The organism is Microbulbifer sp. SE14 (genome assembly GCF_059834885.1).
The window spans coordinates 1-24,294 of the sequence record NZ_JCBAJA010000049.1; the positions used below are offsets into that span (position 1 = coordinate 1).

Sequence of the window (24,294 nt, forward strand, 5' to 3'; positions counted from 1 at the left end):
AGTGATAAAGACGGTATCTTCGACGGTGAAGACCGCTACCCGCTGAACCCGTTGTACCGCTTCGACCGCGACCGGGATGGCATGCCCGAAATGTGGGAGGTGGAGCACGGCCTCAGCGACAGCAACACCCACGACGGCGGTGAAGACCCCGACTACGACGGCGCCCGCAACTACCTGGAATTCGCCCTGGGTACCGACCCGCACAATCCGGACAGCGACTTCGACGGTGCGCAGGATGGCGAAGACTGGTGGCCGCTGGATCCCAGCAAGGCGCTGGATGATGATTCCGATGGTATGCCCAATGCCTGGGAGGAATCCCATGGATTAAGAGCATTTGATCCCTCGGATGCCGCTTTAGATTGGGACGGTGATGGACTGACAAACCTGCAGGAATTCCAGGTGGGTAGCCGCCCGACTATTGCCGATACGGATGGCGACGCGGTACGGGATGGCCTGGATGTCTGGCCTGTTGACGGTCGCTACTACAAGGACAAGGACAGCGACGGCCTGCCGGACAGCTATGAGATGGATAGTGGTTTTCTGAATGATACCTACGCACAGGATGCCGGAGAGGATTTTGATGGCGATGGCCTGACGAATTTGCAGGAATTTCTTGCGGGCTCGGATCCCTCTGCCACGGACTCCGATGGCGATGGAATCGCTGATGGCGAAGACTTTGCGCCGGCCGACAGTCGCTACCGTCTGGATGCGGATGGCGACGGCCTGCCGAATGAGTGGGAGCTGGCGAACGGACTGAATCAGTTTGAAGCCTGGGATGCGAATGACCCTTATTTCGGCGATTCGGATGGACTGACGCCGTTGGAGGAGTTCGAATTGGGTACTGATCCTCTCAATGACGACTCCGATGGGGACTACACCAATGACAAAATGGACCGCTACCCACTGAATCCTCTCTATTTCGTGGACAGCGACAGGGACTCTATGCCGGACAGCTGGGAGTCCAGCTACGGGCTTGATTATTACTCAGCGCTGGACGGCAGTGCGGACCCGGATGGCGATGGCATCAGCAACCGTTACGAGTTTGCCGCCGGCAGCAATCCGCTGGTGGATGAGTAGCGGGATTCCGATGGCGACACCATGCCGGATTACTGGGAGTCCCTCTACGGACTCGACCCACTGGTAGATGACGCAGATGGGATGCCGACGGCGACGATCTGAGCAATCTGCAGGAATTTCAAGCCGGTACTTATGCGGACAATCCGGATACCGATGGCGATCAGCTGCCGGACGGCTTTGAAGTGAGCTATGGATTCGATCCGGTGCTCGACGATGGCTCCCAGAGTGCCGATCCTGATACCGACGGCCTGGATACTGCAAGCGTGGTCGGCAATCAGTTCGATATCATGCTTCAGCGCGTGGACGGCTCCGTAGATCCCGTTAGCCTGCCGGTGCACTATATGGCGGTCGAAGCCGGCGCTTATAGTCTGGCGCAACACGGCGTCGCGATGGAGGCGGGCAGATATCAATCCACGGCCACCGACCGCAAGAACAACTGGAATGCAGAGGCCCTTTCGCTGGCCAACAGCTACATCTCGCCGGTGGTGTTCGGGCAGGTGATGAGTGCCAATGACAGCAACTGGTCAGTGTTCTGGAGCCGCGGCGTATCGCGAGATCAGGTGGCCGCCGCGACCAATATCCGCATTGGCAAGCATGTGGGGGAAGACACCCTGCACTCCCGGGCCGAAGAGACCTTGGGATATATTGTTGTGGAAGCCGGCAGTGGCAGTTTGAATGGCAGGAGCTATGTCGTCGGTCTCGGCAGCGACAGTGTAAAAGGCGTGGATAACGGTAAATACACCTATGCACTTAACGGCCTCACCAGTCCCGCCAGCACGATACTGAGCCAGGCCGCCATGGACGGCGTGGATGGCAGCTGGGCGGTACTGCGGGACAATACCACGGCGACGGCAATTACCCTGTCTGTAGACGAGGACCAGATATCCCAGTCCGAGCGCTCGCATACTACAGAACAGGTGGGCTACTGGGTGTTTGAATGAGCGGGGACAAATTAAAAAAGACCCGCTACCTTCCGGTAGCGGGTCTTTTTGATTTGGTGGAGATGGCGGGAGTCGAACCCGCGTCCGTCAGCACTCTGCCAGAGGCTCTACATGCTTAGTTCCGTCTATTGATTTAACTCAATACAGCCCGGCGGGCAGGACGTAAAGAGCGAGTCTGTAGAGTTTTAGCCGATCCATCCCAGACAAACTTCACGGCGATCCAGTTCTATTTAACAGTCTGCAGCGCGGTACTGGAACCTTGCTTCAGACCGCTAGCGGGCTTAAGCCGCTAGTGCGTAGTTGTCGTCGTTGGCAACTAATAAATTGCAGCTTTGGATTTACGTGATTGGCTGCCATCACGGCATGCACCCATGGTTTCGTTACCGGCGTCGAATCCAAGTCATCCCCTGAATCGAATACAGGTGCGAAACACACTTGTGTCATTAAATTATACCTGAAATGGCACCGGAACAACATGCCCCGGGATGCCCCGGGGTGCCTTCCAGTGGCCCTTCGGTCACTTACATGACTGACTGGGCAAAGGCCGCCAGTATCAAGAGTGGACAGACGATGCGCACATACCAGGGCCAGATCTTCCAGAATAGCGTCTGTTCTATGTTCTCGTGTCCCTTCTTCAGTTCCGCCAGCAGCTGGTCGCGGCGCCAGATCCAGCCGGCGAAGACGCACAGGGCCACGCCCAGCAGCGGCTGGCCGTACTCGGTGCTGGCGCTGACCACCAGCCCGAAGAGGGCGTCGAAGTTGACGATGATCACGCTGCTGATGGCGAAGATGACCAATCCAACAAACGGGGTCGCGAGCCGGCGCGGCACGCCCAGGTTTTCGATGGTGAAGGCCACCGGCACCTCCAGCATGGAAATGGAGGAGGTCAGGGAGGCGATCACCATCAGGGCGAAGAAGGCGATGGCCACGAAGAGGCCGGCAGTGCCCATAGAGTCGAACAGGGCCGGCAGCACCTGCAGTATCAGGCCGGGACCGGCGATCAGTTCCCCCGTTTCTGAAAAGATCTGCGTGCCTGCCTCCTGGGCCACGTACATGGCCGGTAGTATCAGCAGGCCGGCGGTAAAGGCGATGCCCACGTCGATCAGGGTCACCAGGGCGCCGAGGCGCGGCAGGCTCTCTTGCTGGCTGAGGTAGGAGCCGTAGATCAGCATGGTGCCGACACCGAGGGAGAGGGAGAAAAAGGCCTGGCCCATGGCGGCAATCAGCAGCTTGGGCGACAGGTGACTGAAGTCCGGCATCAGGTAGACCTCGAGGCCGGTCATGGCGCCGGGCTGGGTCAGCACGTAGACGATCAGCAGCAGCAGCAGCACGATCAGCGACGGCATCAGCAGGGTGGACCAGCGCTCGATGCCTTTCTCCACGCCGGCGGCGATGATCAGCATGGTCATGCCGCTGAATATCGCGGTGAAGGTCAGGTTGCGCGCGGTGCTGTTGCCGGTGAGCCAGTCCGCGGCGCCGCTCATGCCGAACAGGCTGGCGAAGGGGTCCGCCAGATAGGCGACCATCCAGCCGGCGACGATCGCGTAGAAGCTCAGGATCAGCGAGGCGACGACAATGCCGCCGAAGCCGGCGAGGTTGGCGAAGAATCGGCTGACCGGGCCGGTGGAGATGCCGCGCAGGGCCTGCACCATGTTGCGGCGCGCGTGGCGGCCGATAGTGAGTTCGGCCATCAGCGCCGGGTAGGCGAGCATAAAGGCCAGCAGCAGGTAGACCACCACGAAGGCGGCGCCGCCGTTGCCGGCGGCCTTGGTGGGGAAGCCCCAGATATTGCCCAGGCCCACGGCGGAACCCGCCGCGGCCATCAGGAAACCGATATTGGAGCTGAATTGTCCTCGCGGTGCACTCATGGTAACTCTCTTCGTTATTCTTCTCTGTGTCCTGTGAGGGAATAGTGCATACCTTGTAGGATGGGCAAAGTGAACGTGTCCATCACATGGTTGCTGATGGGCATGTCGCTACGCTCCTTTGCCCATCCTACGCCCCGGTCAAAATTATTTGTGTTCAGTGCGCAGTAACCGCTGCTTCTCGCGGTTCCAGTCGCGCGCCTTTTCAGTTTCGCGCTTGTCGTGCTTGGCCTTGCCCTTGGCCAGCGCTATCTCGCACTTGATCAGGTGTTTTTTCCAGTAAAGGGCCGTGGCCACGACCGTGTAGCCCTTCTGCTCGGTGGCGGCGATCAGCTTGGCCAGTTCGCGCTTGTTGAGCAGCAGGCGGCGGGTGCGGTCCGGCTCGGTGACGAAGTGGGTCGAGGCACTGGGCAGCGGCTGTATACGCGCGCCCAGCAGCCAGGCCTCGCCATTCTTGAAGATGACGTAGCTGTCGGTGAGCTGGGCCTTGCCCTCGCGGCAGCTCTTCACTTCCCAGCCTTGCAGTTCCAGGCCCGCCTCGATCTTCTCCTCGATGAAGTAGTCGTGTCGGGCCTTTTTGTTCAGGGCTATGGTGCTGGAAGACTGGGCCTTTTTCTTTTTCGCCATAAAAACAACTAGATGAAACTGTGTCCAAAAAACTTCAGGGCCACGGTGTTGATGAAGATCAACAGCAGGAGCAGCGGGATAAAGGTGCCCAGTGAGAAGTTGATGTATTTCTGTGAAATGGAGCCGGCGAAGGCGCTGTCGCCCTCCTGTAACTCTGTGTCGAAGTTGGCCTTCTTCCACTTGTAGATCACGAACAGGCACACCAGCAGGCCGTTGAGCGGCAGTATGGTGTCGTAGAAGATGATCTCCACCAGGTCGAAGAAGGATTTGTTCTCACCGGCCAGTTGCATGAACTGGGTGAAGAAGTTGACCATGCCGAAGGATACGGCGCAACCGATGGCAAGCACAAACTGTATGGCGGCGATGGTGTAGATGGCCTTCTTGCGCTTCATGCCGCGCTCGTCGCGCAGGGTGGCGATGGGCACCTCGATGATCGAGACCAGGGAAGTTATCGCGGCCACCAACACCAGGAAGAAGAACACCGCGGCGAAGACGCTGGCACCGAAGTAGCCGACGCTGTCCTGCAGGGCCAGGAATATCTTCGGCAGGAACAGGAAGATCATGCCGGCGGAGGAGTCGCTCAGTTCGGCCGGGTCTATCTGTGGGTCGAAGTGGAAGATACTCGGCAGTATCAGCAGGCCGGCGGTGAAGGCCACCAGGGTATCGGTGATCGCCACGGCACGGGAGGAGCCGGGAATCGAGTCCCGCTTCTTCATATAGGAGCCGTAGGTGATCATGATACCCATGCCGAGGGACAGGGAGAAGAAGGCCTGGGCCATGGCCTTGCTGACCACGGCGCTGTCGATCTTGGCGAAGTCCGGTATCAGGTAGTACCTGACTCCCAGCATCGCGTTCTCGCGGGTGAGCACGAAGAGCACCAGTGCCAGCAGCATCACGAACAGCATCGGCATCAGCGTCTTGGCCGCGCGCTCGATGCCGTCCTTGACCCCCAGGGCGAGAATGCCGTTGATGCCCAGCATCAGCACTACCAGGTAGAAGAAGACCACCGGCGAGTTGATGAACTGGCCGAAGTGGGCTTGCGTGGCGAGCTGGTCCAGGTTGCCGCGCAGGGTTTCCACCAGGTAGCCGAGCACCCAGACGGTGACCACCAGGTAGAAGACCGCGATCATGAAAGGCGTGGCCAGGGCCAGCCAGCCGGGAATGGTCCACGGGCGCGAGCCGCCGGAGAGCTGCCGGTAGGCACCCACCGGATCCTTGTCGGCCCGGCGCCCCAGGGCCAGCTCCGCCATCATCACCGGCAGGCAGATAAAGAAGACGAAGATCGCATAGACCAACAGGAAGGCGCCGCCGCCGCTCTTGGTGGCCGCCACCGGGAATGCCACCAGGTTGCCGATCCCCACGGCGGAACCCGCGGCGGCCAGGATAAAGCCCAGCCGCGTTCCAAAATGCTCTCTCACTGCGGACATAGTATTCTCGCTATTATTTTTCTCAGATTTTCTTGTCGTATGGACTTGCCCGGCCCGAGCGGCCGGTTAAAAACGCGATTGTTGCAGGAATTGCCTTGCTTGAGTAGCGCCGGCTGGCAAAATTGCCCGCTCGCCGCTTGCGGCGGGCAATTTCTGCCGCAGTTTTGGAACAATCAGAATGACTAAGATAGAGCGCAGCGCGCTGGTGATGCACAGTGCGGAACAGATGTTCGACCTGGTCAACGACGTGGCCAGCTATCCGCAGTTTCTGCCCGGGTGCCGGAGTGCCGAAGTTTTGTACAGTGACGAGCACACCCTGGAGGCGCGCCTGGAGCTGTCCCGAGCCGGTATCCGCCAGAGTTTCGTCACTCGCAACCGGCTCGAGCGCCCCGAGCGCATGACGCTGACCCTGGTGGAGGGGCCTTTCCAGGAGTTCACCGGCGAATGGCAGTTTACGCCGCTGGCCGAGGACGCCTGCAAGGTGACCTTCTCCCTCTCGTTCAGCCTGAAGAGCCGCCTGGTGGCCGCCGCCGTCGGCAAGCTGTTCAGCGACCTGGCCAACCAGATGGTGGACGCCATGTGTGCGCGCGCCGAACGGATATATGGGAAGCAGTCATGACGGATATCAAGACAATCGCAGTGGAAGTGGTCTATGCGCTGCCCCACGAGCAGCGGCTGATGCGCCTGCTGGTCCAGCCGGGTACCACTGCGCTGGAGGCGCTGGTGCGCTCGGGCATCCCGGAGGAGTACCCGGAGGTGGATCCGGCCACCGCCAGGCTGGGGATCTTCGGCCAGGCCCTGGGTACCAAGGGGCTGCCGCCGGCGGATCAGTATGTGCTGCAGCCGGGGGACAGGGTCGAGGTCTACCGGCCGCTGATCGCGGATCCCAAGGAGGCGCGCAAGCAGCGTGCGGAGAAGGCCAGGAAGCTGGCCGAGCGAAAACAGCAGTAGCTGGTCAGCGCGGCCAGCCCGCCGGCTGCCAGTCGCCGCTGGTGGCGATCAATATGTCGCCGTTGAAATAGACTGAGAAGCGTTTCTGGGTGACTTCGCCGTTCGGGTCGCGCACGCGATTGATGTAGTCCCAGCGGTCGGGTTTGAAGGTGTCCTCCAGCAGCGGCGTGCCCAGCACGAAGCGCACCTGGCGCCGGGTCATGCCCGGTTTCAGCTGGTCGACCATCTCCTGGGTGATGATGTTGCCCTGCTGCACCTCGATGCGGTGTACACCGGGAAACTTGAACAGGGTGCAGGCGCCGAGCAGGGCACAGAGGGTGGCGACGGCGAGAATTCTCAGGCTAGATGGCATTCATTGCTCCATTATGGTCTGTCGGTCAGCGGCCACTGGACTGCGGCTCGCGCCCAGATCTCTATGGTTAAACAGAATAGGCGCTTCGCGGCGAGGAAAGTTCCCGGCAGCTGTCGCGAGTCCCGCCTTGGAGGTGGCCCGGGAGCGTTTGGGGTTCCGCTGACTCCGCTGGGCGTGGATAATACCTGAAGTGTTCGCGCGCCGACAGACGCGGCTTGCCTGGCGCTGTCCGGGTTGGCGAACTGTTGAGCATAGCGAAGTATTGAGAGAATCCTGCCGGGACAAAACTATTCATGGCTAACGAAAATCAGGAACTGCGCAAGGCCGGCCTCAAGGTCACACTGCCGCGGGTAAAAATTCTGCAGCTGCTGGAGAGCAGCGACGAACAGCACCTCAGCGCGGAAGATGTCTACAAAATGCTGCTGGAGGCGGGCGAGGACGTCGGCTTGGCCACCGTTTACCGGGTGCTGACCCAGTTCGAGAGCGCGGGCCTGGTAATACGCCACAACTTCGACGGCGGCCACTCGGTGTTCGAGCTGGACCGCGGCGACCACCATGACCATATGGTGTGCACCGATACCGGCAAGGTGATCGAGTTCCACAACGAGCAGATCGAGAAGCTGCAGAAGCAGATCGCCGACGAGCACGGCTACGAGCTGACCGGCCACAGCCTGGTGCTCTACGTGAAGAAAAAGGGATCTTAACAAGATCCCTTTTTCCGTAGGGGCGAATCTTGTGTTCGCCCGAGCGGGCACCCTGCACTCAAGCCGGCGGCGTATACCGCTCCGGAAACCTGCCGATCTTGTCCGCGTAGAAGTCCCGGAAGCGCTCCAGCTCCGCTTTCAGGTTTTCCCCCATCTCCATCACCGGCCCCAGCCCCACTTCCTTGCGGGGGAAATTGATAAAGCCGCACACCACCGGCAGCCGCGCACCGCGGGCCATGTAGTAGAAGCCGGTCTTCCAGCGCTCCCTGCGCCCGCGGGTACCCTCCGGCGGCACTACCACTATCAGGGATTTGCACTCGTTGAACTTGTCGACGGTGGCCTGCACCAGGTTGTTGGCCTTGCTGCGGTCCACGGCGATGCCGCCGAACCAGCGCATGGTGGCGCCGAGGGGGAACCTGAACAGCTTGTCCTTGCCCATCCACTGCGGCGTCAGCCCCAGCTTCAGCGCGGCGAGGATAAAATAGTAGCCGTCCCAGTTGCTGGTGTGCGGTGCGCCTATCAGCACATACTTCTTCAGTTTCAGCGCCTGCCGGTCGCAGACGACGCGCCAGCCGTGCAGCTTCAGCAGCAGCCTGGCGATCTGGCGCAGCAGGGGGGTAAGCAGGGGGGTGTTGAAAATGGTTCTTTGCATCTAGACGGTCACAATTACTACAAAACGCGCGTAGGGGTGAGCTTTGCCAGCGCTGCAGTATAGTGTGACTTGAGGCGATAGTCCCGGTCATTTGCGGTCTCTTCCTGTAGGAGCGGCCGGTGGCCGCGATCAGTGGTGGGGATGTAGCCAGATTGATCGCGGCCAACGGCGGATGGCCGCCCCGCCGTTCCTACACAGGGAAGGCCCAGTTCAGGCGCGGCTGAGCATCTCCTCCGCGTGGGCCAGGGACTGGGTGGTGGTCTCGCCGCCGAGCATGCGCGCTATCTCCTCGCGGCGCTCGCCGTCCTTCAGCTCGCGCAGGGACACGAAGGCGGCCTCTCCATCGCTGTGTTTCTCCACCAGGTACTGGCGGTGGGCCCGCGCCGCCACCTGGGCCAGGTGGGTCACGCAGATCACCTGGCCGGCGCGGCCGTCCCGGGTCTCGCCCAACTGGCGCAGCAGGCGCCCGACCACATCGCCAGTGGCGCCGCCGATACCCACGTCCACCTCGTCGAACACCAGCGTCGGCGTGCGCGAGGTCTGCGCGGTGACCACCTGGATCGCCAGGCTGACCCTGGACAGCTCGCCGCCGGAGGCGATCTTGCCCAGCGGCCGCGGCGGCTGGCCCGGGTTGGTGGCGATCAGAATCTCCACCTCTTCGAGGCCGCTGGCGGTGGGTTTCTCCTGGGGTTGCAGGGCCAGTTCCACCCGCGCGTGGGGCATGGCCAGTTCCGCCAACTGGCGGTTGACTGCCCCGGCCAGCTCGGCGGCGGCCCTGCCGCGCAGCTCGCTCAGCCTGCCGGCGACCTGGCGGTATTTTGCCTCCAGTTTCTCGCACTCGGCGGCCAGCCTGTCCAGCGCGTCCGGCGCGCCTATCTCGTCCAGTTCCGCCTGCAACTGCTGCTGCAGGGCCGGCAGTTCGTCCGGCTGCACCCGGTGCTTGCGCGCAGCCTGGTAGATGGCGCTGAGGCGCTCCTCCACTTCGGCCAGGCGCTCCGGGTCCATCTCGAAGCGGTCGATATGCCGCGACAGGGTGCCGGCGGCCTCGTCCACCTGGATGCGCGCGCTGTCGAGCATCTGTGCCACCTCCGCCAGTGCCGGCGACTGTTCTGGCATGGCCGAGAGCAGCTGCAGCGCCCGGTGCAATTGCTCGGCTATATCCCCCTCGCCGCCGGACAGCAGTGCCGCCAGCTGGTAGCTGCCGCTCAGTATCTCGCCGGCGTTGGCCAACTGGCGCTGCTCGCTCTCCAGCTCCTCTACCTCCCCCGGCTGCAGGTTCAGCTGTTCCAGTTCCTCCAACTGGTACTCCAGCAGGTCCCGGCGCGCCTGGGTCTCCTCGGCGCTTTCCGCCAGGGCGCGGTAGCGGCGGTACTGGTCCTGCCAGGCCTTGAAGTGGATGCGGGTCTCGGCGGCCAGCTCCTGGGCGCGGGCGTACTCATCCAGCAGGCGGCGGTGGGTGTCCTTCTTCAGCAGCGACTGGTGCTCGTGCTGACTGTGGATGTCGATCAGCTGTTCGCCCAGGGCGCGCAGCTGCAGCAGGGTCACCGGCTGGCCGTTGATATAGGCGCGGGAGCGGCCGTCGGCGCCGATGGTGCGGCGGAGTATCACCTCACGCCCGGCGTCCAGTTCCTGCTCCTCCAGCCAGGCAGTGGCCGAGGGGTGGCCGCCGATATCGAAAGTGGCGTTGATGTCGGCGCGGTTGGCACCCGCGCGCACCAGATCGGCATTGCCGCGATCGCCCAGGGCCAGCCCGAGGGCGTCGAGGGTGATGGACTTGCCGGCGCCGGTCTCGCCGGTCAGGGTGCTGGTGCCGGGACCGAATTCCAGCTCCAGCTGGTCCACCAGGGTGAATTGGCTGATAGACAGGTGCAGCAACATAGAAATAGCTTCTGTGGCGATTTTTATCTGGCTATTTATACAGTAATCACCGCTGCCTCGCTAGCGGTTGGGGGGCACATTACCCTTCACCCTTCGGCAAATGTCCGCTTGTCTGTGTAGGTTGGGCTGAGCTCTGCGAAGCCCGGCGCTGAGGTGGCCACCGCTGCCGGGCTTCGCAGAGCTCAGCCCAACCTACGCCAAAGGTCATGCCTTGAAGTGCCGCCTCCAGGCCCCATATAGGGCTGCATTGCCCGCGAATCGGGTTCAAGTATCACTTAACTGACAGTCGACGCGACGGAGAGAGCAGTGGCCAAAGAGCGCAGCGAAGAAGATCAGATTTCGGACAAAGAGGGGGCACAGCCGGAATCCCTGACCGACGAGCACACCCCAGTCGAGGAGGCGGTCGCCGCCGAGATAGAGGAGCCCACCGAGGAGGAGCAGCATCGGGCCGAGGATGCCCTGCATGCGGAGGCCGAGAGTGCCGATGCCCTGCACGAGGAAATCATCAAGCTGCAGGAGCAGCTGGCGCTGGAGAAGGACCTGGCCCTGCGCGTCCAGGCGGAAGCGCAGAACGTGCGCCGCCGCGCCCAGCAGGACGTGGAGAAGGCGCACAAGTTCGCCGTGGAAAAATTGCTGCAGGACCTGCTGCCGGTGGTGGACAACCTGGAGCGGGCCCTGGCCACCATCAATCCCGAAGACGAGGCCAGTAAGGCGATCGCCGAGGGCGTTGCGCTGACTCACAAGTCCTTCGTCGACACCCTGGCCAAGCACTCGGTGGAAGTGGTGGACCCGGCCGGCGAGCCCTTCGACCCGGAGCTGCACCAGGCCATGACCCAGGTGCCCAATGGCGATGTGGAGCCCAACACTGTCCTGGAGGTGTTCCAGAAGGGCTACCGCCTGAACGGCCGCCTGGTGCGCCCGGCGATGGTGGTGGTGAGCAAGGCACCTTGAGTGCCGCTGAGGGCCGGGGGTGGTAGCGCTTTCCGGGACTGTTGGCGAGAGGGCCCGAAGGCGCCGTGAATACCTGGAGCGGCCGGGCCACCTCGCCGACAAGCCTACAGGGACGTATTTACGGCGTGTCCCGGAAAGCACCACGACTCCCAGCCCGGGGTCTCCGACTGGAAAGCCCCTTGAAATTGTAAGGCCGGCACCAATATAGCTGGCATCGAGAATACAAACGCGCGGCAGGGCTCCCCCGCAGCCGCCGGCGCGAAACACATACGAGGATTCATCAGATGGGAAAAATTATCGGCATCGACCTGGGTACCACCAACAGCTGTGTCGCGGTACTGGAAGGTGACAAGGCGCGCGTGATCGAGAACGCCGAGGGCGACCGCACCACCCCCTCCATCGTCGCCTTTACTGATGACAACGAAGTGCTGGTGGGCCAGTCCGCCAAGCGCCAGGCGGTCACCAACCCGTCGAACACCCTGTTCGCGGTCAAGCGCCTGATCGGCCGCCGCTTCAAGGACGACGTGGTGCAGAAGGACATCAAGATGGTGCCCTACCGCATCGTCGAGGCCGACAACGGCGACGCCTGGGTGGAAGTGAAGGGGGACAAGAAGGCCCCGCCGCAGATCTCCGCCGAAGTGCTGAAAAAGATGAAGAAGACCGCCGAGGACTTTCTCGGTGAGAAGGTCGAGGCCGCGGTCATCACCGTGCCGGCCTACTTCAACGACTCCCAGCGCCAGGCCACCAAGGACGCCGGCCGCATCGCCGGCCTGGACGTGAAGCGCATCATCAACGAGCCCACTGCGGCGGCCCTGGCCTACGGCCTGGACAAGAAGGGCGGCGACCGCACCGTGGCGGTCTACGACCTGGGCGGCGGCACCTTCGATATCTCCATCATCGAGATCGCCGACGTCGACGGCGAAATGCAGTTCGAGGTGCTGTCCACCAACGGCGACACCTTCCTCGGCGGTGAGGACTTCGACCTGCGCCTGATCAACTACCTGGCGGAGCAGTTCAAGAAAGACCAGGGCATCGACCTGTCCGGCGATCCGCTGGCCATGCAGCGCCTGAAGGAAGCGGCCGAAAAGGCCAAGATCGAGCTGTCCTCCAGCCAGCAGACCGAAGTGAACCTGCCTTACATCACCGCCGACGCCACAGGCCCGAAACACCTGGTGGTGAAGCTGACCCGCGCCAAGCTCGAGAGCCTGGTGGAAGACCTGGTGGCCCGCACCATCGAGCCGGTGAAGATCGCCCTGCGCGACGCCGACCTGGCCGCTTCCGGTGTGGACGACGTCATCCTGGTGGGCGGCCAGACCCGCATGCCGCTGGTGCAGCAGAAGGTCACCGAGTTCTTCGGCAAGGAGCCGCGCAAGGACGTGAACCCGGACGAGGCGGTGGCCATGGGCGCCGCTATCCAGGGCGCCGTGCTGGGCGGCCACGTGAAGGACGTATTGCTGCTGGACGTGACCCCGCTGACCCTGGGCATCGAGACCATGGGCGGCGTCGCCACCCCGCTGATCGACAAGAACACCACCATCCCGACCAAGAAGTCCCAGGTGTTCTCCACCGCCGAGGACAACCAGACCGCGGTGACCATCCACGTGGTGCAGGGCGAGCGCAAGCAGGCGTCCGAGAACAAGTCCCTGGGCCGCTTCGACCTGGCCGACATACCGCCTGCACCCCGCGGCGTACCGCAGATCGAGGTGACCTTCGATATCGACGCCAACGGCATCCTGCACGTGCATGCCAAGGACAAGGCCACCGGCAAGGAGCAGTCCATCCAGATCAAGGCCTCCTCCGGCCTGTCCGAGGAGGAGATCGACAAGATGGTGGCCGACGCCGAGGCTCACGCCGAGCAGGACAAGCAGTTCGAGGAACTGGTGCAGACCCGCAACACCCTCGACGGCCTGATCTCCGCCACCAGGAAGACCCTGACCGAGGCCGGCGACAAGGCCACCGAGGAAGAGAAGTCCGCGATCGAGGCGGCCATCAAGGAGGCCGAGGAAGCGGTCAAGGGCAACGACAAGGCCGCGATGGAAGCCGCCACCAACAAGCTGACCGAGGCCTCCGGCCCGCTGGCGCAGAAGATGTACGCCGAGCAGGCCCAGGCGGCCCAGGGCGGCGCCCAAGGTGCAGGTGCTGAGGCGGCGGAGCAGCCCTCCGGCGGCGAGGACGCAGTGGATGCCGAGTTCGAGGAAGTGAAGGAAGACAAGAAAGAGGACAAGTAAATCCTCTTCTGTAGGAGCGGCGGGGCGGATGGCCGCCGCGCCGCTCCTACAGCAAAATAGATAGAAAGGCGCGGCGGCCGGGAAATGGCCGCCGCGCCTTATGACGTTAAAAAAGAACACACGTTATATGTCGAAACGCGATTACTACGAAGTCCTCGGTGTCGAGCGGAGCGCATCGGAAAAAGACCTGAAGAAGGCCTACCGCCGGGTGGCGATGAAGTACCACCCGGACCGCAACCCCGACGACAAGGAGGCGGAGAACAAATTCAAGGAGGCCAATGAGGCCTACGAGGTGCTGTCCGACCCGCAGAAGAAGGCGGCCTACGACCAGTTCGGCCACGCCGGCGTCGAGGGCCAGATGGGCGGCGGTGGCGCGGGCGGTTTCGGCGGCTTCTCCGATATCTTCGGCGACGTCTTCGGCGATATCTTCGGCGGCGGCGGCCGCCGCAGCGGACCGGCAAGGGGGTCCGACCTGCGTTACGACCTGGAGCTGGACCTGGAAGACGCAGTGCGCGGCACAACCGTCAAGATCCGCGTGCCCACCCTGGCCTCCTGCAAGACCTGCCACGGCTCCGGCGCCAAGCCGGGCTCATCGCCGCAGACCTGCGGCACCTGCGGCGGTGTCGGCCAGGTGCGCATGCAGCAGGGCTTCTTCTCGGTGCAGCAGACCTGCCCCAACTGCCGCGGGCGCGGCACCATCATCTCCGATCCCTGCTCCAGCTGCCACGGCCGCGGCCGCGTGGAGGAGACCAAGACCCTGTCGGTCAAGGTGCCCCCGGGCGTGGATACCGGCGATCGCATCCGTCTGTCCGGTGAGGGCGAGGCGGGCCCCGACGGCGGCCCCGCCGGCGACCTCTATGTTCAGGTGGTGGTGAAGGAGCACGAGCTGTTCCAGCGCGACGGCAAGAACCTCTACTGCGAGGTGCCGATCAGCTTCGTCGCCGCGGCGCTGGGCGGCGAGCTGGAAGTGCCGACCCTGGACGGCAAGGTCAAGCTGAAGATCCCCGCCGAGAGCCAGACCGGCAAGCTGTTCCGCCTGCGCGGCAAGGGCGTCACCCCGGTGCGCGGCGGCGCCCCCGGCGACCTGCTGTGCCGCGTGGTGGTGGAGACGCCGGTGAACCTGTCTTCCAGGCAGAAAGAGCTGCTGGAGGAGTTCGCCAGCACCCTGAGCGAGAAGAAGAACTCCCCGCGCCAGACCGGCTGGTTTGAGGGGGTTAAGAACTTCTTCGGCGATATGAAACTCTGATTCGGGACCCGGGACCCGGGACCCGGGACCCGGGACCACCTCCAACCCCCGAAAGAATAGCTCCCCTCTCCCGCCTGCGGGGGAGGGGGCTACTGGGGGCCGGCGGATCATTCCTCCGCCAGCCGCCTGCGAAACTCCCTGTGAAACTCCTCCTGGATCTTCTTCAACTCTTTCAACTGACCCGCGTTTAACAGTGGCACCAACTTTGCGCGGGTTTCTGCGCGAATCGCGATCACCTTGGCGTCCAGCTCCTCCCGCTGCTTGACCGTCAGTTTCGGTTTCTTTTTCCCGAGTTTGATGCCGTACTCCTTTAACAGCGCCAGCTGCGAGTCGAAGGCCTGATCCAGGATCGGCAGGGCCTTGTCCTCCTGCTCGGGGGTCAGCTTCAGGCGCAGGGTCAGCCAGTCGGCAATATCGTCGTACTTCTCCCAGAAGTCGTCGTCGAGCTCCTCACCGGCACGGAGCTGTGCCGCAGAGAAAAGCAGGCTGAGTGAAAACAGGAGAACCAGGATTCGGCCGGCGGTGCCGAGGTTGACAAATGCTTGCATCTTTGGCGCTCCAATCAACAGTTACTCTCTAGACTAGCAGTTGCAGCACACTCTGCAGGGTGGATTGGTCCGATGTCGTCTGTCACAGGCTTGTCCTGGAGGGACGGGCCCGCCTCTGCTTGAATTGGGGCTGGCCAAACCTATGCCGCGGCGCGGACTGCGGGGTAGAATCCGCGCCTTTGTTCGGGGCGCGAAGAGGAGGGAGCATCGTGGCGGTAAAAATAGCAGTAACCGGATTTGGCGGGCGCATGGGGCGCGCGCTGGCACAGGCATTGGCCCAGTCGGATACGGCCCAGCTGTCCGCTGCGGTGGTGCGGCCCGGCTCCAGCCTGGTGGGCGCCGATGCAGGCGAGGTGGCGGGCCTCGGCCGCAGCGGCCTGGCGATCGCGGACAGCCTGGACAACGCCGACTTCGATGTCTTGATCGATTTCACCGCCCCCGCAGCCACCCTGGCCAACGTCGCCTACTGTGCCGAGCAAGGGCGGCCGATCGTCATCGGCACCACCGGCTTCGACGCCTCCCAGAAGGCGGAAGTACTGGTGGCGGCGGAGAAGATCCCCCTGTGCCTGGCGAGCAACTTCTCCACCGGCGTCAACCTGTGTTTCAAGCTGCTGGAGACGGCGGCGCGGGTGCTGGGTGAGGACGCGGACATAGAGATCGTCGAGGCACACCACCGCCACAAAGTGGATGCCCCCTCCGGCACGGCCCTCAGCATGGGCGAGGTGGTGGCCGAGACCCTGGGCCGCGACCTGGGGAAAGTCGCCGTCTACGGTCGCGAGGGCCAGACCGGGGCGCGCGAGCGCGACACCATCGGCTTTGCCACTGTGCGCGGCGGAGACGTGGTCGGCGACCACACGGTGATGTTCCTGGCGGACGGCGAGCGGGTGGAGATCAGCCACCGCGCCAGCAGCCGCCTGTCCTTCGCCCGCGGCGCCGTGCGCGCGGCCCTCTGGCTAATGGGTAAGGGGCCGATGGGTGAGGAATTGCAAGGTGACCGCAAGGCCGGTCACTACGATATGCGCGATGTGCTGGGGCTGACCCCCTGAATCCCGTCGCGACAGAGACTCTTTGAGGACCAGGTATTGGAAAAGAAATTAATCGTCGGCAGTGAAGAATGGTGCAGCTTCCCGTCCCTGGGCATTCCCGCCATCAAGGCGCGGGTGGACTCGGGAGCCAAGACGTCCTGCCTGCACGCCTACAATATCCAGACGTTCAAGCGCGACGGGGAGCCCTGGGTCAGTTTCGAGGCCCACCCACTGCAGCACCTGCGCCGGCCGTCGGTGCGCTGCGAGGCGCGCCTGCTGGACAAACGCATGGTGCGCAGTTCCTCCGGGGAGAGCGAAAAACGCCCGGTGATCCGCACCGCCCTGTCCATCGGCGGCAGCGTCTGGGATATCGAGCTGACCCTGACCAATCGCGACACCATGGGCTACCGCATGCTGCTGGGGCGCGAGGCGATGCTGGGGCGCATGCTGGTGGATCCGTCCGAGAGTTTCTGCCTCGGCGACCTGCCGCAGAGCCAACTGGAGGAATACTACCGCGACGAGCACCATATGGCCGGCACCGGCCTGCGCATCGGCCTGCTCGCCTCCAATCCGGACCTCTACAGCAACCAGCGCATCATGGAGGCCGGCGCCGAGCGCGGTCATCGCATGAGCTTCCTGGATATCCGCCAGTGTTATATGAAGCTGGACCCAAACGAGCCGGAGGTGCACTACCGCGACGGGCGCATACTGAACAACCTGGACGCGGTGATACCGCGCATCCGCCCCAGCCAGACCTTCTACGGCTGCGCCCTGACCCGCCACTTCGAGAGTATCGGCGTCTTCGCACTGAACGGCTCGGCGGCCATCAGCCAGTCGCGGGACAAGCTCTTCTCCCTGCAACTGCTGCAGCAGAGCGGCCTGAATATCCCCATCTCCGGCTTTGCCAACTCGCCGGTGGACACCAGCGAGCTGATCGAGATGGTCGGCGGCGCGCCGCTGATCGTGAAACTGCTGGAGGGGACCCAGGGCAGGGGCGTGGTGCTGGCGGAGACCCGCAAGGCGGGGGAGTCGGTGATCAACGCCTTCAAGTCCCTGAAGGCCAACCTGCTGGTGCAGGAGTTTATCCGCGAGGCCCAGGGCAAGGACCTGCGCCTGTTCGTGATCGACGGCAAGGTGGTGGCCTCCATCCAGCGGGAGGCGGCACCGGGGGAGTTCCGCGCCAATATTCACCAGGGTGGCACCGCGTCGGTGGTCAAGGTGACCGCGGAGGAGAAGCGCCTGGCGGTCAAGGCGGCCAAGGTGCTGGGCCTGAAGGTGGCCGGGGTGGATATCATCCGCTCCAAGAAGGGGCCGCTGCTGTTGGAGGTGAACTCCTCGCCTGGGCTCGAGGGCATAGAGAGCGCCACACGCAAGGACGTGGCCGGCGCCATGATCGTGTCGATAGAGAAGGCGCTCAAGTGGCGTCCGGCAATCGCCCCGCAGAGCAACAACAGCCTGGCGACCGGGGATTAATCCGGCGCCACTTCACCGGCCAGCAGAAGATGTTGGCCGGCTATTCTCTCCCTTTCAAGCTGCCGGTGCCGCCCTCCTGAGGCCGTCGGTGTCACCGGGCCTGGCGCCCGACACCTTAGCGCCGTCTGGCGAAGCCTCCCCGCCGAGACTAACCTTTTGGAGTGGCCGGACTGTGTATCCGGCGCAGAATCTTTCCCGGCGGGTTCCGCCGTTCGCGGAATCCTGAATCCCTGATCCTGGCTGCCACGGATGGCGGGTAGGTGGAGGCGCGGTAGCGCGCTTTCGCACTCGGCGGCCGGATGGTGAAAACCATAAGGCTTAAGCGGTATGAATAATCGCCACTTCCGCTACTTCCTGGGCAATCTCGCATTGGTTCTCTCCCACCTGGCGGTGCTGCTGATCGTGATCATGGCTACCAGTACCCAGGCGTCCTCGAACCTGTCCGGCTCGGAGGCTGGCCGGAAGGTGATGGTGGACTACATTGTGCACTTCGCCTACCACCTGCAGTGGCCCATCCAGGCCTTCTCCGGTACCGACGCACCCTTCCGTATCTGTGTCATGGGCGAGAACAGCCTGCGCGAGCCCCTGGCCGAGCGCCTCAAGCACCAGCGGGTGAACGGCCGCCTTGTGGCGCTGGAAATCGTCGGGGAGAGTGAGTTGATGCGGGCGCGCAGCTGCCAGATAGTCGTGCTGGGCCAGATGGAGCGGGCCAAACTGCTGAAGGCAGTGGGGGCACTGGAGTTCTTTCCCGTCCTGACCGTCAGCGACACCGAGCGCTTCGCCGCCACCGGCGGCATGATCGAATTCGCGAGGAGGGGCGACAATGTCGCCCTGCAGCTGAACAAGACAATGCTCGACCGGGCGGAGCTGAAGATGGGCAACAGCCTGTTTCGCCTGGGTCGGGAGGTGAATTGAATGCGGAATAGTGGTGGGCGCCGGAGGGGATATGGTCAAAGTTTGCCCTGTGGCCACTCCGAGAACCGGCCGCGAGCGCCCAGTGCAGCACCCAGCCCGACCGCGCATTCCGCATTCATCATTCCACATTCACGAACCCCTGGCGCCAGCGCCGCATTTCGCGTAGAATCTGCGCCCGGTTTGGGTAGGTATCGCGAGCGCTAGCCGCGGGCCTCCCCCCTTGATGAGGGCCCCTCGATCAAGGGGCCCATCAACGCCGGCGGCAAGCGCCGGCCACAGTGTGAGAGCCGTGCGTGAACAAATTCAAAAAAGCGAGATGAAGCTGCGGAGTTTCATCTCGCTTTTTTATAGGCGCGCAACAGGCTGGTGCCTGCGCCGGCTCCCCCACCAACCCCGCCCGGAAGCCGTTCTGAAGACTGGAGATCAATTTGACTAAAGCTGTCCCCACGCCGGAGGCCCCAGTGCCCCACGACTTCATGCAGAGCACCTTTATGAAGAGTACAACCATGGAGAGTACAACCCCGGCCCTGCTGGTTCTGGCAGATGGCAGCGTATTTGAGGGGCGCTCGATCGGTGCCCATGGCAGCGCAGTTGGCGAGGTGGTATTCAATACCTCCATGACCGGCTACCAGGAGATCCTCACTGATCCCTCCTACGCCCGCCAGATAGTCACCCTGACCTATCCCCATATCGGCAATACCGGCACCAACGCCGAGGACGAGGAGTGCGGTGAGATCTGGGCCGCGGGCCTGGTGATCCGCGACCTGCCGCTGCTGGCCAGCAGCTTCCGCAAGGAGCAGTCCCTGGACGAATACCTCAAGGCGCGCAATATCGTCGGCATCGCCGATATCGATACCCGCCGCCTGACCCGTATCCTGCGCGACAAGGGCGCCCAGAACGGTTGCATCATCGCCGGCGACTCGGTGAACAGTGAGTCCGATCGCGAGGAGGCACTGGCCAAGGCGAAAGCGTTCGCCGGCCTCAAGGGCATGGACCTGGCCAAGGTGGTCTCCACCAAGGAGAAGTACCCGTTCAACGAGGGTACCTGGGAGCTGGGCAAAGGTCACAAGCCGGCGCCGGAGCAGACGTTCAAAGTGGTGGCCTACGACTTCGGCGTGAAGCGCAATATCCTGCGCATGCTGGTGGACCGCGGCTGCGATGTCACCGTGGTGCCGGCGGAGACCCCCGCGTCAGAAGTGCTGGCCATGAATCCGGATGGCGTCTTCCTGTCCAACGGCCCCGGTGACCCCGAGCCCTGCGTCTACGCGATCGAGGCGATCCGGGAGTTTCTCGACAAGAGCATCCCCACCTACGGCATTTGCCTCGGCCACCAGCTGCTGGGCCTGGCCGTCGGCGGCCGCTCGCTGAAGATGAAATTCGGCCACCACGGCGGCAACCACCCGGTGCAGGATCTGCGCAGCGGCCAGGTGATGATCACCGCCCAGAACCACGGCTTCGCGGTGGACGCGGATACCCTGCCGGAAAATGTGGAGGTCACTCATGTGTCGCTGTTCGACCGCAGCCTGCAGGGCATACGCCTGAAGGATAAGCCGGCCTTCAGCTTCCAGGGCCACCCGGAAGCCAGTCCCGGCCCCCACGATATGGCGCCGCTTTTTGATGATTTTGTTAAGTCGATGGAGGCCCGGAGAACCGGGACTCGGGAGGGGGAGGGTTGAGTGCCTCGCACTTTCGCGAATTGGAGGTGTGGCGCTTGGCGATGAGCTTAGCCAAGCAAGTTTTATTCTCTGACGGCGGGGTTTCCTCGCGAAGAGCGCTATGGGCTGAGTTCCCAGTTACAGCGCTCTGCAGTATCTATCCCATCGAATATTGCAGAGGGCAATGCCCGTGGCAGCACGCGTGACTACGCGCGCTTTGTTTCCATGGCGCAGGGTTCCTGCGCAGAATTACAGACCAGTTATTTCTCAGTAGGGAGTTGGCATTGGGAGACCCAAAAGCAATCGAAGAAACCCTGGCCATTTGTAACAGAGTCGGCCAAATGCTGCTGAAACTTCAGCGTGCACTGACTACCAGAATGGACCCCGAGTCCCGAGTCCCGAGTCCCGAGTCCCGGAGCCACTAATGCCCAAACGTACAGACATAAAATCCATCTTAATCATCGGCGCCGGCCCCATCGTCATCGGCCAGGCCTGCGAGTTCGACTATTCCGGTGCCCAGGCCTGTAAGGCACTGCGGGAGGAGGGCTACCGGGTGATCCTGGTGAACTCCAACCCGGCCACCATCATGACCGACCCGGCCATGGCCGACGCTACCTATATCGAGCCGGTGGAGTGGAAGACGGTTGCCAAGATCATCGAGCAGGAGCGCCCCGATGCGATTCTGCCCACCATGGGCGGCCAGACGGCGCTCAACTGCGCCCTGGACCTGGACAAAAACGGCATCCTGAACAAATTCGGCGTGGAACTGATCGGTGCCGACAAGGACGCCATCGAGAAGGCCGAGGACCGCGACCTCTTCGACAAGGCCATGAAGGCCATCGGTCTGGAGACGCCGCGGGCGAAAATCGTGCACTCCATGGAAGAGGCGAAGAAGGTCCCGGAGGCGTTCGGCTTCCCGGTGATCATCCGCCCGTCCTTCACCATGGGCGGATCCGGCGGCGGTGTGGCCTACAACTGGCCGGAGTTCGAGGAGATCTGCAAGCGCGGCCTCGACCTGTCTCCCACCAACGAACTGCTGATCGACGAATCCCTGCTCGGCTGGAAAGAGTACGAGATGGAGGTGGTCCGCGATAAGAACGACAACTGCATCATCGTCTGTTCCATCGAGAACTTCGACCCCATGGGGGTGCACACCGGCGACTCCATCACCGTGGCCCCGGCGCAGACCCTGACAGACAAGGAATACCAGCTGATGCGCAACGCCTCCATCGCGGTGCTGCGCGAGATCGGCGTGGAGACCGGTGGTTCCAACGTGCAGTTCGGCGTCTGCCCCAAGACTGGCCGCATGGTGGTGATTGAGATGAACCCGCGGGTATCCCGCTCCTCGGCGCTGGCCTCCAAGGCCACCGGCTTCCCGATCGCCAAGGTCGCGGCCAAGCTGGCCGTGGGCTACACGCTGGACGAACTGCAGAACGATATCACCGGCGGCGCCACCCCGGCGTCCTTCGAGCCGACCATCGATTACGTGGTCACGAAAATCCCGCGCTTCACCTTCGAGAAGTTCGGCGAGGCGGACGCGCGCCTGACTACGCAGATGAAGTCCGTAGGCGAGGTGATGGCCATAGGCCGCACCTTCCAGGAGTCCCTGCAGAAAGCCCTGCGCGGCCTGGAAGTGGGCAGCTTTGGCCTGGAGCGCAAGATAGACCCGAGTGAGGACGGCGCCCAGGAGCGGCTGCGCCGCGAGCTTTCCATACCCGGTGCCGAGCGCATCTGGTATGTGGCCGACGCTTTCCGCATGGGCATGAGCGTGGAGCAGGTCTATGAGCTTTCCGCGATAGACCCCTGGTTCCTGGTGCAGATCGAGGAATTGGTCAGGATCGAGGAGCCGCTCAAGTCGCTGCCGACGTCCGCCCTGACGGCGGAGCATATGCGCTACCTGAAGCGCAAGGGCTTCTCCGACAAGCGCTTGGCGGACCTGGTAGGCGTGAGCCAGAAAACCGTACGCGACTTCCGCCACAAGCTGGGGGTCTTTCCCTCCTACAAGCGCGTGGATACCTGCGCGGCCGAGTTCGCCACCAGTACCGCCTATATGTACTCCACCTACGATGAGGAGTGCGAGGCCAATCCGTCCGACAAGAAGAAAATCATGGTGCTCGGCGGCGGCCCCAACCGCATCGGCCAGGGTATCGAATTCGACTATTGCTGCGTGCACGCGGCGCTGGCGATGCGCGAGGACGGCTACGAGACCATCATGGTCAACTGCAACCCGGAAACCGTCTCCACCGACTACGACACCTCCGACCGCCTCTACTTCGAGCCGGTGACTTTGGAAGATGTGCTGGAAATCGTACGCAAGGAGAAGCCGGAAGGCGTGATCGTCCAGTTCGGCGGCCAGACCCCGCTGAACCTGGCGCGCTACCTGGCCGCCGAGGGCGTGCCCATCATCGGCACCACCCCGGAGCAGATCGACCGCGCCGAGGACCGCGAGCGCTTCCAGCAGATGATCATGCGCCTGGGCCTCAAGCAGCCTAAGAACGCCATCGTGCGCTCCGTGTCCGAGGCGGTGCTGGCGGCCAAGGAAGTGGGCTATCCGCTGGTGGTGCGCCCCTCCTATGTGCTGGGTGGTCGCGCCATGGAGATCGTCTACAAGGAAGATGAGCTGCTGAACTACATGAAGGAGGCGGTTCAGGTGTCCGACGAGGCGCCGGTACTGCTGGATCACTTCCTCAACGCCGCCATCGAGGTGGATATTGACGCCGTGTCCGACGGCCAGGATGTGGTGATCGGCGCCATCATGCAGCATATCGAGCAGTGCGGCGTCCATTCCGGCGACTCAGCCTGCTCCCTGCCTCCCTACAGCCTACCCACTGAGGTGCAGGACCGGATGCGTGAACAGGTGAAGGCCATGGCGCGCGAACTGGGCGTGGTTGGTCTGATGAACACCCAGCTGGCGTACCAGGACGGCGAGATCTACGTGATCGAGGTGAACCCGCGCGCCTCCCGTACCGTGCCCTTCGTGTCCAAGTGCATCGGCACCTCCCTGGCCAAGGTGGCAGCGCGCTGTCAGGCGGGCATTTCCCTCGCCGAGCAGGGCTTCACCGAGGAAATCGTGCCGGACTACTTCTCGGTCAAGGAGTCTGTCTTCCCCTTCAACAAGTTCCCGAAGGTGGACCCGATCCTCGGTCCGGAGATGAAGTCCACCGGCGAGGTGATGGGCGTGGGCGAGACTTTCGCCGAGGCCTTCGACAAGAGCCTGCTGGGCGCCGGCGACAAGCTGCCGGAATCCGGCCGCGTGTTCATCTCCGTGCGCGACTTCGACAAGCCCGCCGTGGTGGGGGTGGCGCGGGACCTTGTGGGGCTCGGCTTCGAGCTGGTGGCCACTCGCGGTACCGCCAAGGTCTTGCAAGACAGCGATATTCCCGTTACAACCGTCAACAAGATGAGCGAGGGCCGGCCCCATATCGTCGATATGATCAAGAACGACGAGATAGCGCTGGTGGTCAATACCACCGAGGGGCGCCAGGCTATTCGCGATTCCGCCGATATCCGCCGCAGTGCGGAGAATCACCAGGTGTGCTACACCACCACGCTGGCGGCGGCCAAGGCCATGGCCCTGGCCATGCAGCAGGGCGAAGCCCTCCAGGTGCGCCGCCTGCAGGACCTGCACCAGCGGGTGGTCAAGCTGCCTGGATAAGGCTGCCGCTTTTTTGTAGGAGATGTAATAAAGCGGCGAGGCATTGATCTAGCTTTGGAAGGGGTCAGTCCCCTAATCTGGTTGAGATTGAATCACAAGGTCGCTAAGCGCCTTAAACCAGAAG

20 protein-coding genes, 1 other RNA gene and 2 pseudogenes are annotated in these 24,294 nt (G+C 63.1%); 15 read left to right on the plus strand and 8 right to left on the minus strand.

Annotation, left to right across the window (positions count from 1 at the left end; translation table 11 throughout):
- Positions 1 to 1,077 (plus strand): annotated as a pseudogene (locus tag AC6R19_RS21915) (hypothetical protein); the annotation flags it as partial.
- A gap of 182 nt (positions 1,078 to 1,259) precedes the next feature.
- The gene (locus AC6R19_RS21920; RefSeq protein ID WP_500582016.1) at positions 1,260 to 2,018 is read left to right on the plus strand and encodes a hypothetical protein; all 759 of its coding nucleotides are present in this window, start codon (positions 1,260 to 1,262) and stop codon (positions 2,016 to 2,018) included.
- A 54-nt stretch (positions 2,019 to 2,072) separates the two neighbouring features.
- Here AC6R19_RS21920 and ssrA read toward each other — a convergent pair.
- The 4 genes from ssrA to AC6R19_RS21940 form a co-directional block, all read right to left on the minus strand.
- Positions 2,073 to 2,426, minus strand: a transfer-messenger RNA (tmRNA) gene (ssrA, locus tag AC6R19_RS21925).
- A gap of 113 nt (positions 2,427 to 2,539) precedes the next feature.
- Positions 2,540 to 3,886, minus strand: a complete 1,347-nt coding sequence (locus AC6R19_RS21930; RefSeq protein WP_500582017.1) for a sodium-dependent transporter — start codon at positions 3,884 to 3,886, stop codon at positions 2,540 to 2,542.
- Between the two features lie 144 nt (positions 3,887 to 4,030).
- Positions 4,031 to 4,510, minus strand: a complete 480-nt coding sequence (gene smpB, locus AC6R19_RS21935) for an SsrA-binding protein SmpB (protein WP_500582018.1) — start codon at positions 4,508 to 4,510, stop codon at positions 4,031 to 4,033.
- A gap of 8 nt (positions 4,511 to 4,518) precedes the next feature.
- On the minus strand, positions 4,519 to 5,937 hold the full coding sequence (locus AC6R19_RS21940; RefSeq protein ID WP_500582019.1) for a sodium-dependent transporter: 1,419 nt from the start codon (positions 5,935 to 5,937) through the stop codon (positions 4,519 to 4,521).
- Positions 5,938 to 6,115: 178 nt separating this feature from the next.
- On the opposite strand from AC6R19_RS21940, the gene AC6R19_RS21945 reads away from it, so the two are divergent.
- Positions 6,116 to 6,556 (plus strand): type II toxin-antitoxin system RatA family toxin, encoded by a 441-nt coding sequence (locus AC6R19_RS21945; RefSeq protein WP_500582020.1) that lies wholly within the window; start codon positions 6,116 to 6,118, stop codon positions 6,554 to 6,556.
- On the plus strand, positions 6,553 to 6,888 hold the full coding sequence (locus tag AC6R19_RS21950) for an RnfH family protein (RefSeq protein ID WP_500582021.1): 336 nt from the start codon (positions 6,553 to 6,555) through the stop codon (positions 6,886 to 6,888). Before AC6R19_RS21945 ends, AC6R19_RS21950 begins: the two co-directional genes overlap by 4 nt.
- Before the next feature lie 4 nt (positions 6,889 to 6,892).
- Here the strand turns inward: AC6R19_RS21950 and AC6R19_RS21955 are convergent, their stop codons facing one another.
- On the minus strand, positions 6,893 to 7,240 hold the full coding sequence (locus AC6R19_RS21955) for an outer membrane protein assembly factor BamE (protein WP_500582022.1): 348 nt from the start codon (positions 7,238 to 7,240) through the stop codon (positions 6,893 to 6,895).
- Between the two features lie 293 nt (positions 7,241 to 7,533).
- On the opposite strand from AC6R19_RS21955, the gene fur reads away from it, so the two are divergent.
- Positions 7,534 to 7,944: a ferric iron uptake transcriptional regulator gene (gene fur, locus AC6R19_RS21960; RefSeq protein ID WP_500582023.1), complete on the plus strand. Its 411-nt coding sequence runs from the start codon at positions 7,534 to 7,536 to the stop codon at positions 7,942 to 7,944.
- Positions 7,945 to 8,002: 58 nt separating this feature from the next.
- Here fur and AC6R19_RS21965 read toward each other — a convergent pair whose 3' ends face one another.
- Both AC6R19_RS21965 and recN read right to left on the minus strand, forming a co-directional pair.
- A complete protein-coding gene (locus tag AC6R19_RS21965) occupies positions 8,003 to 8,596 on the minus strand; it encodes a 1-acyl-sn-glycerol-3-phosphate acyltransferase (protein WP_500582024.1) in 594 nt (197 codons plus the stop codon).
- Positions 8,597 to 8,806: 210 nt separating this feature from the next.
- Entirely contained in the window at positions 8,807 to 10,474 is a 1,668-nt protein-coding gene (gene recN / locus AC6R19_RS21970) for a DNA repair protein RecN (protein ID WP_500582025.1), read from the minus strand.
- A gap of 306 nt (positions 10,475 to 10,780) precedes the next feature.
- Here recN and grpE point away from each other — a divergent pair, with 306 nt between their 5' ends.
- The 3 genes from grpE to dnaJ all read left to right on the plus strand — a co-directional run bounded on the left by grpE (position 10,781) and on the right by dnaJ (position 14,899).
- Positions 10,781 to 11,425 (plus strand): nucleotide exchange factor GrpE, encoded by a 645-nt coding sequence (gene grpE / locus AC6R19_RS21975; RefSeq protein WP_500582026.1) that lies wholly within the window; start codon positions 10,781 to 10,783, stop codon positions 11,423 to 11,425.
- A gap of 275 nt (positions 11,426 to 11,700) precedes the next feature.
- On the plus strand, positions 11,701 to 13,653 hold the full coding sequence (dnaK, locus tag AC6R19_RS21980) for a molecular chaperone DnaK (protein WP_500582032.1): 1,953 nt from the start codon (positions 11,701 to 11,703) through the stop codon (positions 13,651 to 13,653).
- 127 nt (positions 13,654 to 13,780) lie between these two features.
- The gene (dnaJ, locus tag AC6R19_RS21985; protein WP_500582027.1) at positions 13,781 to 14,899 is read left to right on the plus strand and encodes a molecular chaperone DnaJ; all 1,119 of its coding nucleotides are present in this window, start codon (positions 13,781 to 13,783) and stop codon (positions 14,897 to 14,899) included.
- A gap of 107 nt (positions 14,900 to 15,006) precedes the next feature.
- Here the strand turns inward: dnaJ and AC6R19_RS21990 are convergent, their stop codons facing one another.
- Complete coding sequence (locus AC6R19_RS21990) at positions 15,007 to 15,447, minus strand: hypothetical protein (RefSeq protein WP_500582028.1); 441 nt, start codon at positions 15,445 to 15,447, stop codon at positions 15,007 to 15,009.
- A gap of 209 nt (positions 15,448 to 15,656) precedes the next feature.
- On the opposite strand from AC6R19_RS21990, the gene dapB reads away from it, so the two are divergent.
- The 7 genes and pseudogenes from dapB (at position 15,657) to carB (ending at position 24,170) form a co-directional block, all read left to right on the plus strand.
- Positions 15,657 to 16,493, plus strand: coding sequence for a 4-hydroxy-tetrahydrodipicolinate reductase (gene dapB, locus AC6R19_RS21995; RefSeq protein ID WP_500582029.1), 837 nt, complete (start codon positions 15,657 to 15,659; stop codon positions 16,491 to 16,493).
- A gap of 36 nt (positions 16,494 to 16,529) precedes the next feature.
- Positions 16,530 to 16,931: pseudogene (locus AC6R19_RS22000) on the plus strand (ATP-dependent zinc protease family protein); the annotation flags it as partial.
- Positions 16,932 to 17,015: 84 nt separating this feature from the next.
- On the plus strand, positions 17,016 to 17,945 hold the full coding sequence (gene rimK / locus AC6R19_RS22005) for a 30S ribosomal protein S6--L-glutamate ligase (RefSeq protein ID WP_500582033.1): 930 nt from the start codon (positions 17,016 to 17,018) through the stop codon (positions 17,943 to 17,945).
- Between the two features lie 327 nt (positions 17,946 to 18,272).
- Positions 18,273 to 18,860 carry a YfiR family protein gene (locus AC6R19_RS22010; RefSeq protein WP_500582030.1) on the plus strand — a complete coding sequence of 196 codons (588 nt, stop codon included), beginning with the start codon at positions 18,273 to 18,275 and terminating at the stop codon, positions 18,858 to 18,860.
- Between the two features lie 491 nt (positions 18,861 to 19,351).
- Positions 19,352 to 20,536, plus strand: coding sequence for a glutamine-hydrolyzing carbamoyl-phosphate synthase small subunit (carA, locus tag AC6R19_RS22015; RefSeq protein ID WP_500582034.1), 1,185 nt, complete (start codon positions 19,352 to 19,354; stop codon positions 20,534 to 20,536).
- Between the two features lie 69 nt (positions 20,537 to 20,605).
- Positions 20,606 to 20,866, plus strand: a complete 261-nt coding sequence (locus tag AC6R19_RS22020) for a four helix bundle protein (protein ID WP_500582035.1) — start codon at positions 20,606 to 20,608, stop codon at positions 20,864 to 20,866.
- 73 nt (positions 20,867 to 20,939) lie between these two features.
- Entirely contained in the window at positions 20,940 to 24,170 is a 3,231-nt protein-coding gene (gene carB / locus AC6R19_RS22025) for a carbamoyl-phosphate synthase large subunit (protein ID WP_500582031.1), read from the plus strand.
- Positions 24,171 to 24,294 lie beyond the last annotated feature (124 nt).

Coding starts and splice junctions, on each gene's coding strand:
- dnaJ (WP_500582027.1), top strand. CDS start 13,781: ATGTCGAAACGCGATTACTACGAAGTCCTCGGTGTCGAGCGGAGCGCA.
- AC6R19_RS21945 (WP_500582020.1), top strand. CDS start 6,116: ATGACTAAGATAGAGCGCAGCGCGCTGGTGATGCACAGTGCGGAACAG.
- AC6R19_RS21965 (WP_500582024.1), bottom strand. CDS start 8,596: ATGCAAAGAACCATTTTCAACACCCCCCTGCTTACCCCCCTGCTGCGC.
- AC6R19_RS21950 (WP_500582021.1), top strand. CDS start 6,553: ATGACGGATATCAAGACAATCGCAGTGGAAGTGGTCTATGCGCTGCCC.
- carB (WP_500582031.1), top strand. CDS start 20,940: ATGCCCAAACGTACAGACATAAAATCCATCTTAATCATCGGCGCCGGC.
- recN (WP_500582025.1), bottom strand. CDS start 10,474: ATGTTGCTGCACCTGTCTATCAGCCAATTCACCCTGGTGGACCAGCTG.
- AC6R19_RS21930 (WP_500582017.1), bottom strand. CDS start 3,886: ATGAGTGCACCGCGAGGACAATTCAGCTCCAATATCGGTTTCCTGATG.
- smpB (WP_500582018.1), bottom strand. CDS start 4,510: ATGGCGAAAAAGAAAAAGGCCCAGTCTTCCAGCACCATAGCCCTGAAC.
- AC6R19_RS21940 (WP_500582019.1), bottom strand. CDS start 5,937: ATGTCCGCAGTGAGAGAGCATTTTGGAACGCGGCTGGGCTTTATCCTG.
- fur (WP_500582023.1), top strand. CDS start 7,534: ATGGCTAACGAAAATCAGGAACTGCGCAAGGCCGGCCTCAAGGTCACA.
- AC6R19_RS21990 (WP_500582028.1), bottom strand. CDS start 15,447: ATGCAAGCATTTGTCAACCTCGGCACCGCCGGCCGAATCCTGGTTCTC.
- carA (WP_500582034.1), top strand. CDS start 19,352: ATGAAGAGTACAACCATGGAGAGTACAACCCCGGCCCTGCTGGTTCTG.
- AC6R19_RS21955 (WP_500582022.1), bottom strand. CDS start 7,240: ATGCCATCTAGCCTGAGAATTCTCGCCGTCGCCACCCTCTGTGCCCTG.
- AC6R19_RS22010 (WP_500582030.1), top strand. CDS start 18,273: ATGAATAATCGCCACTTCCGCTACTTCCTGGGCAATCTCGCATTGGTT.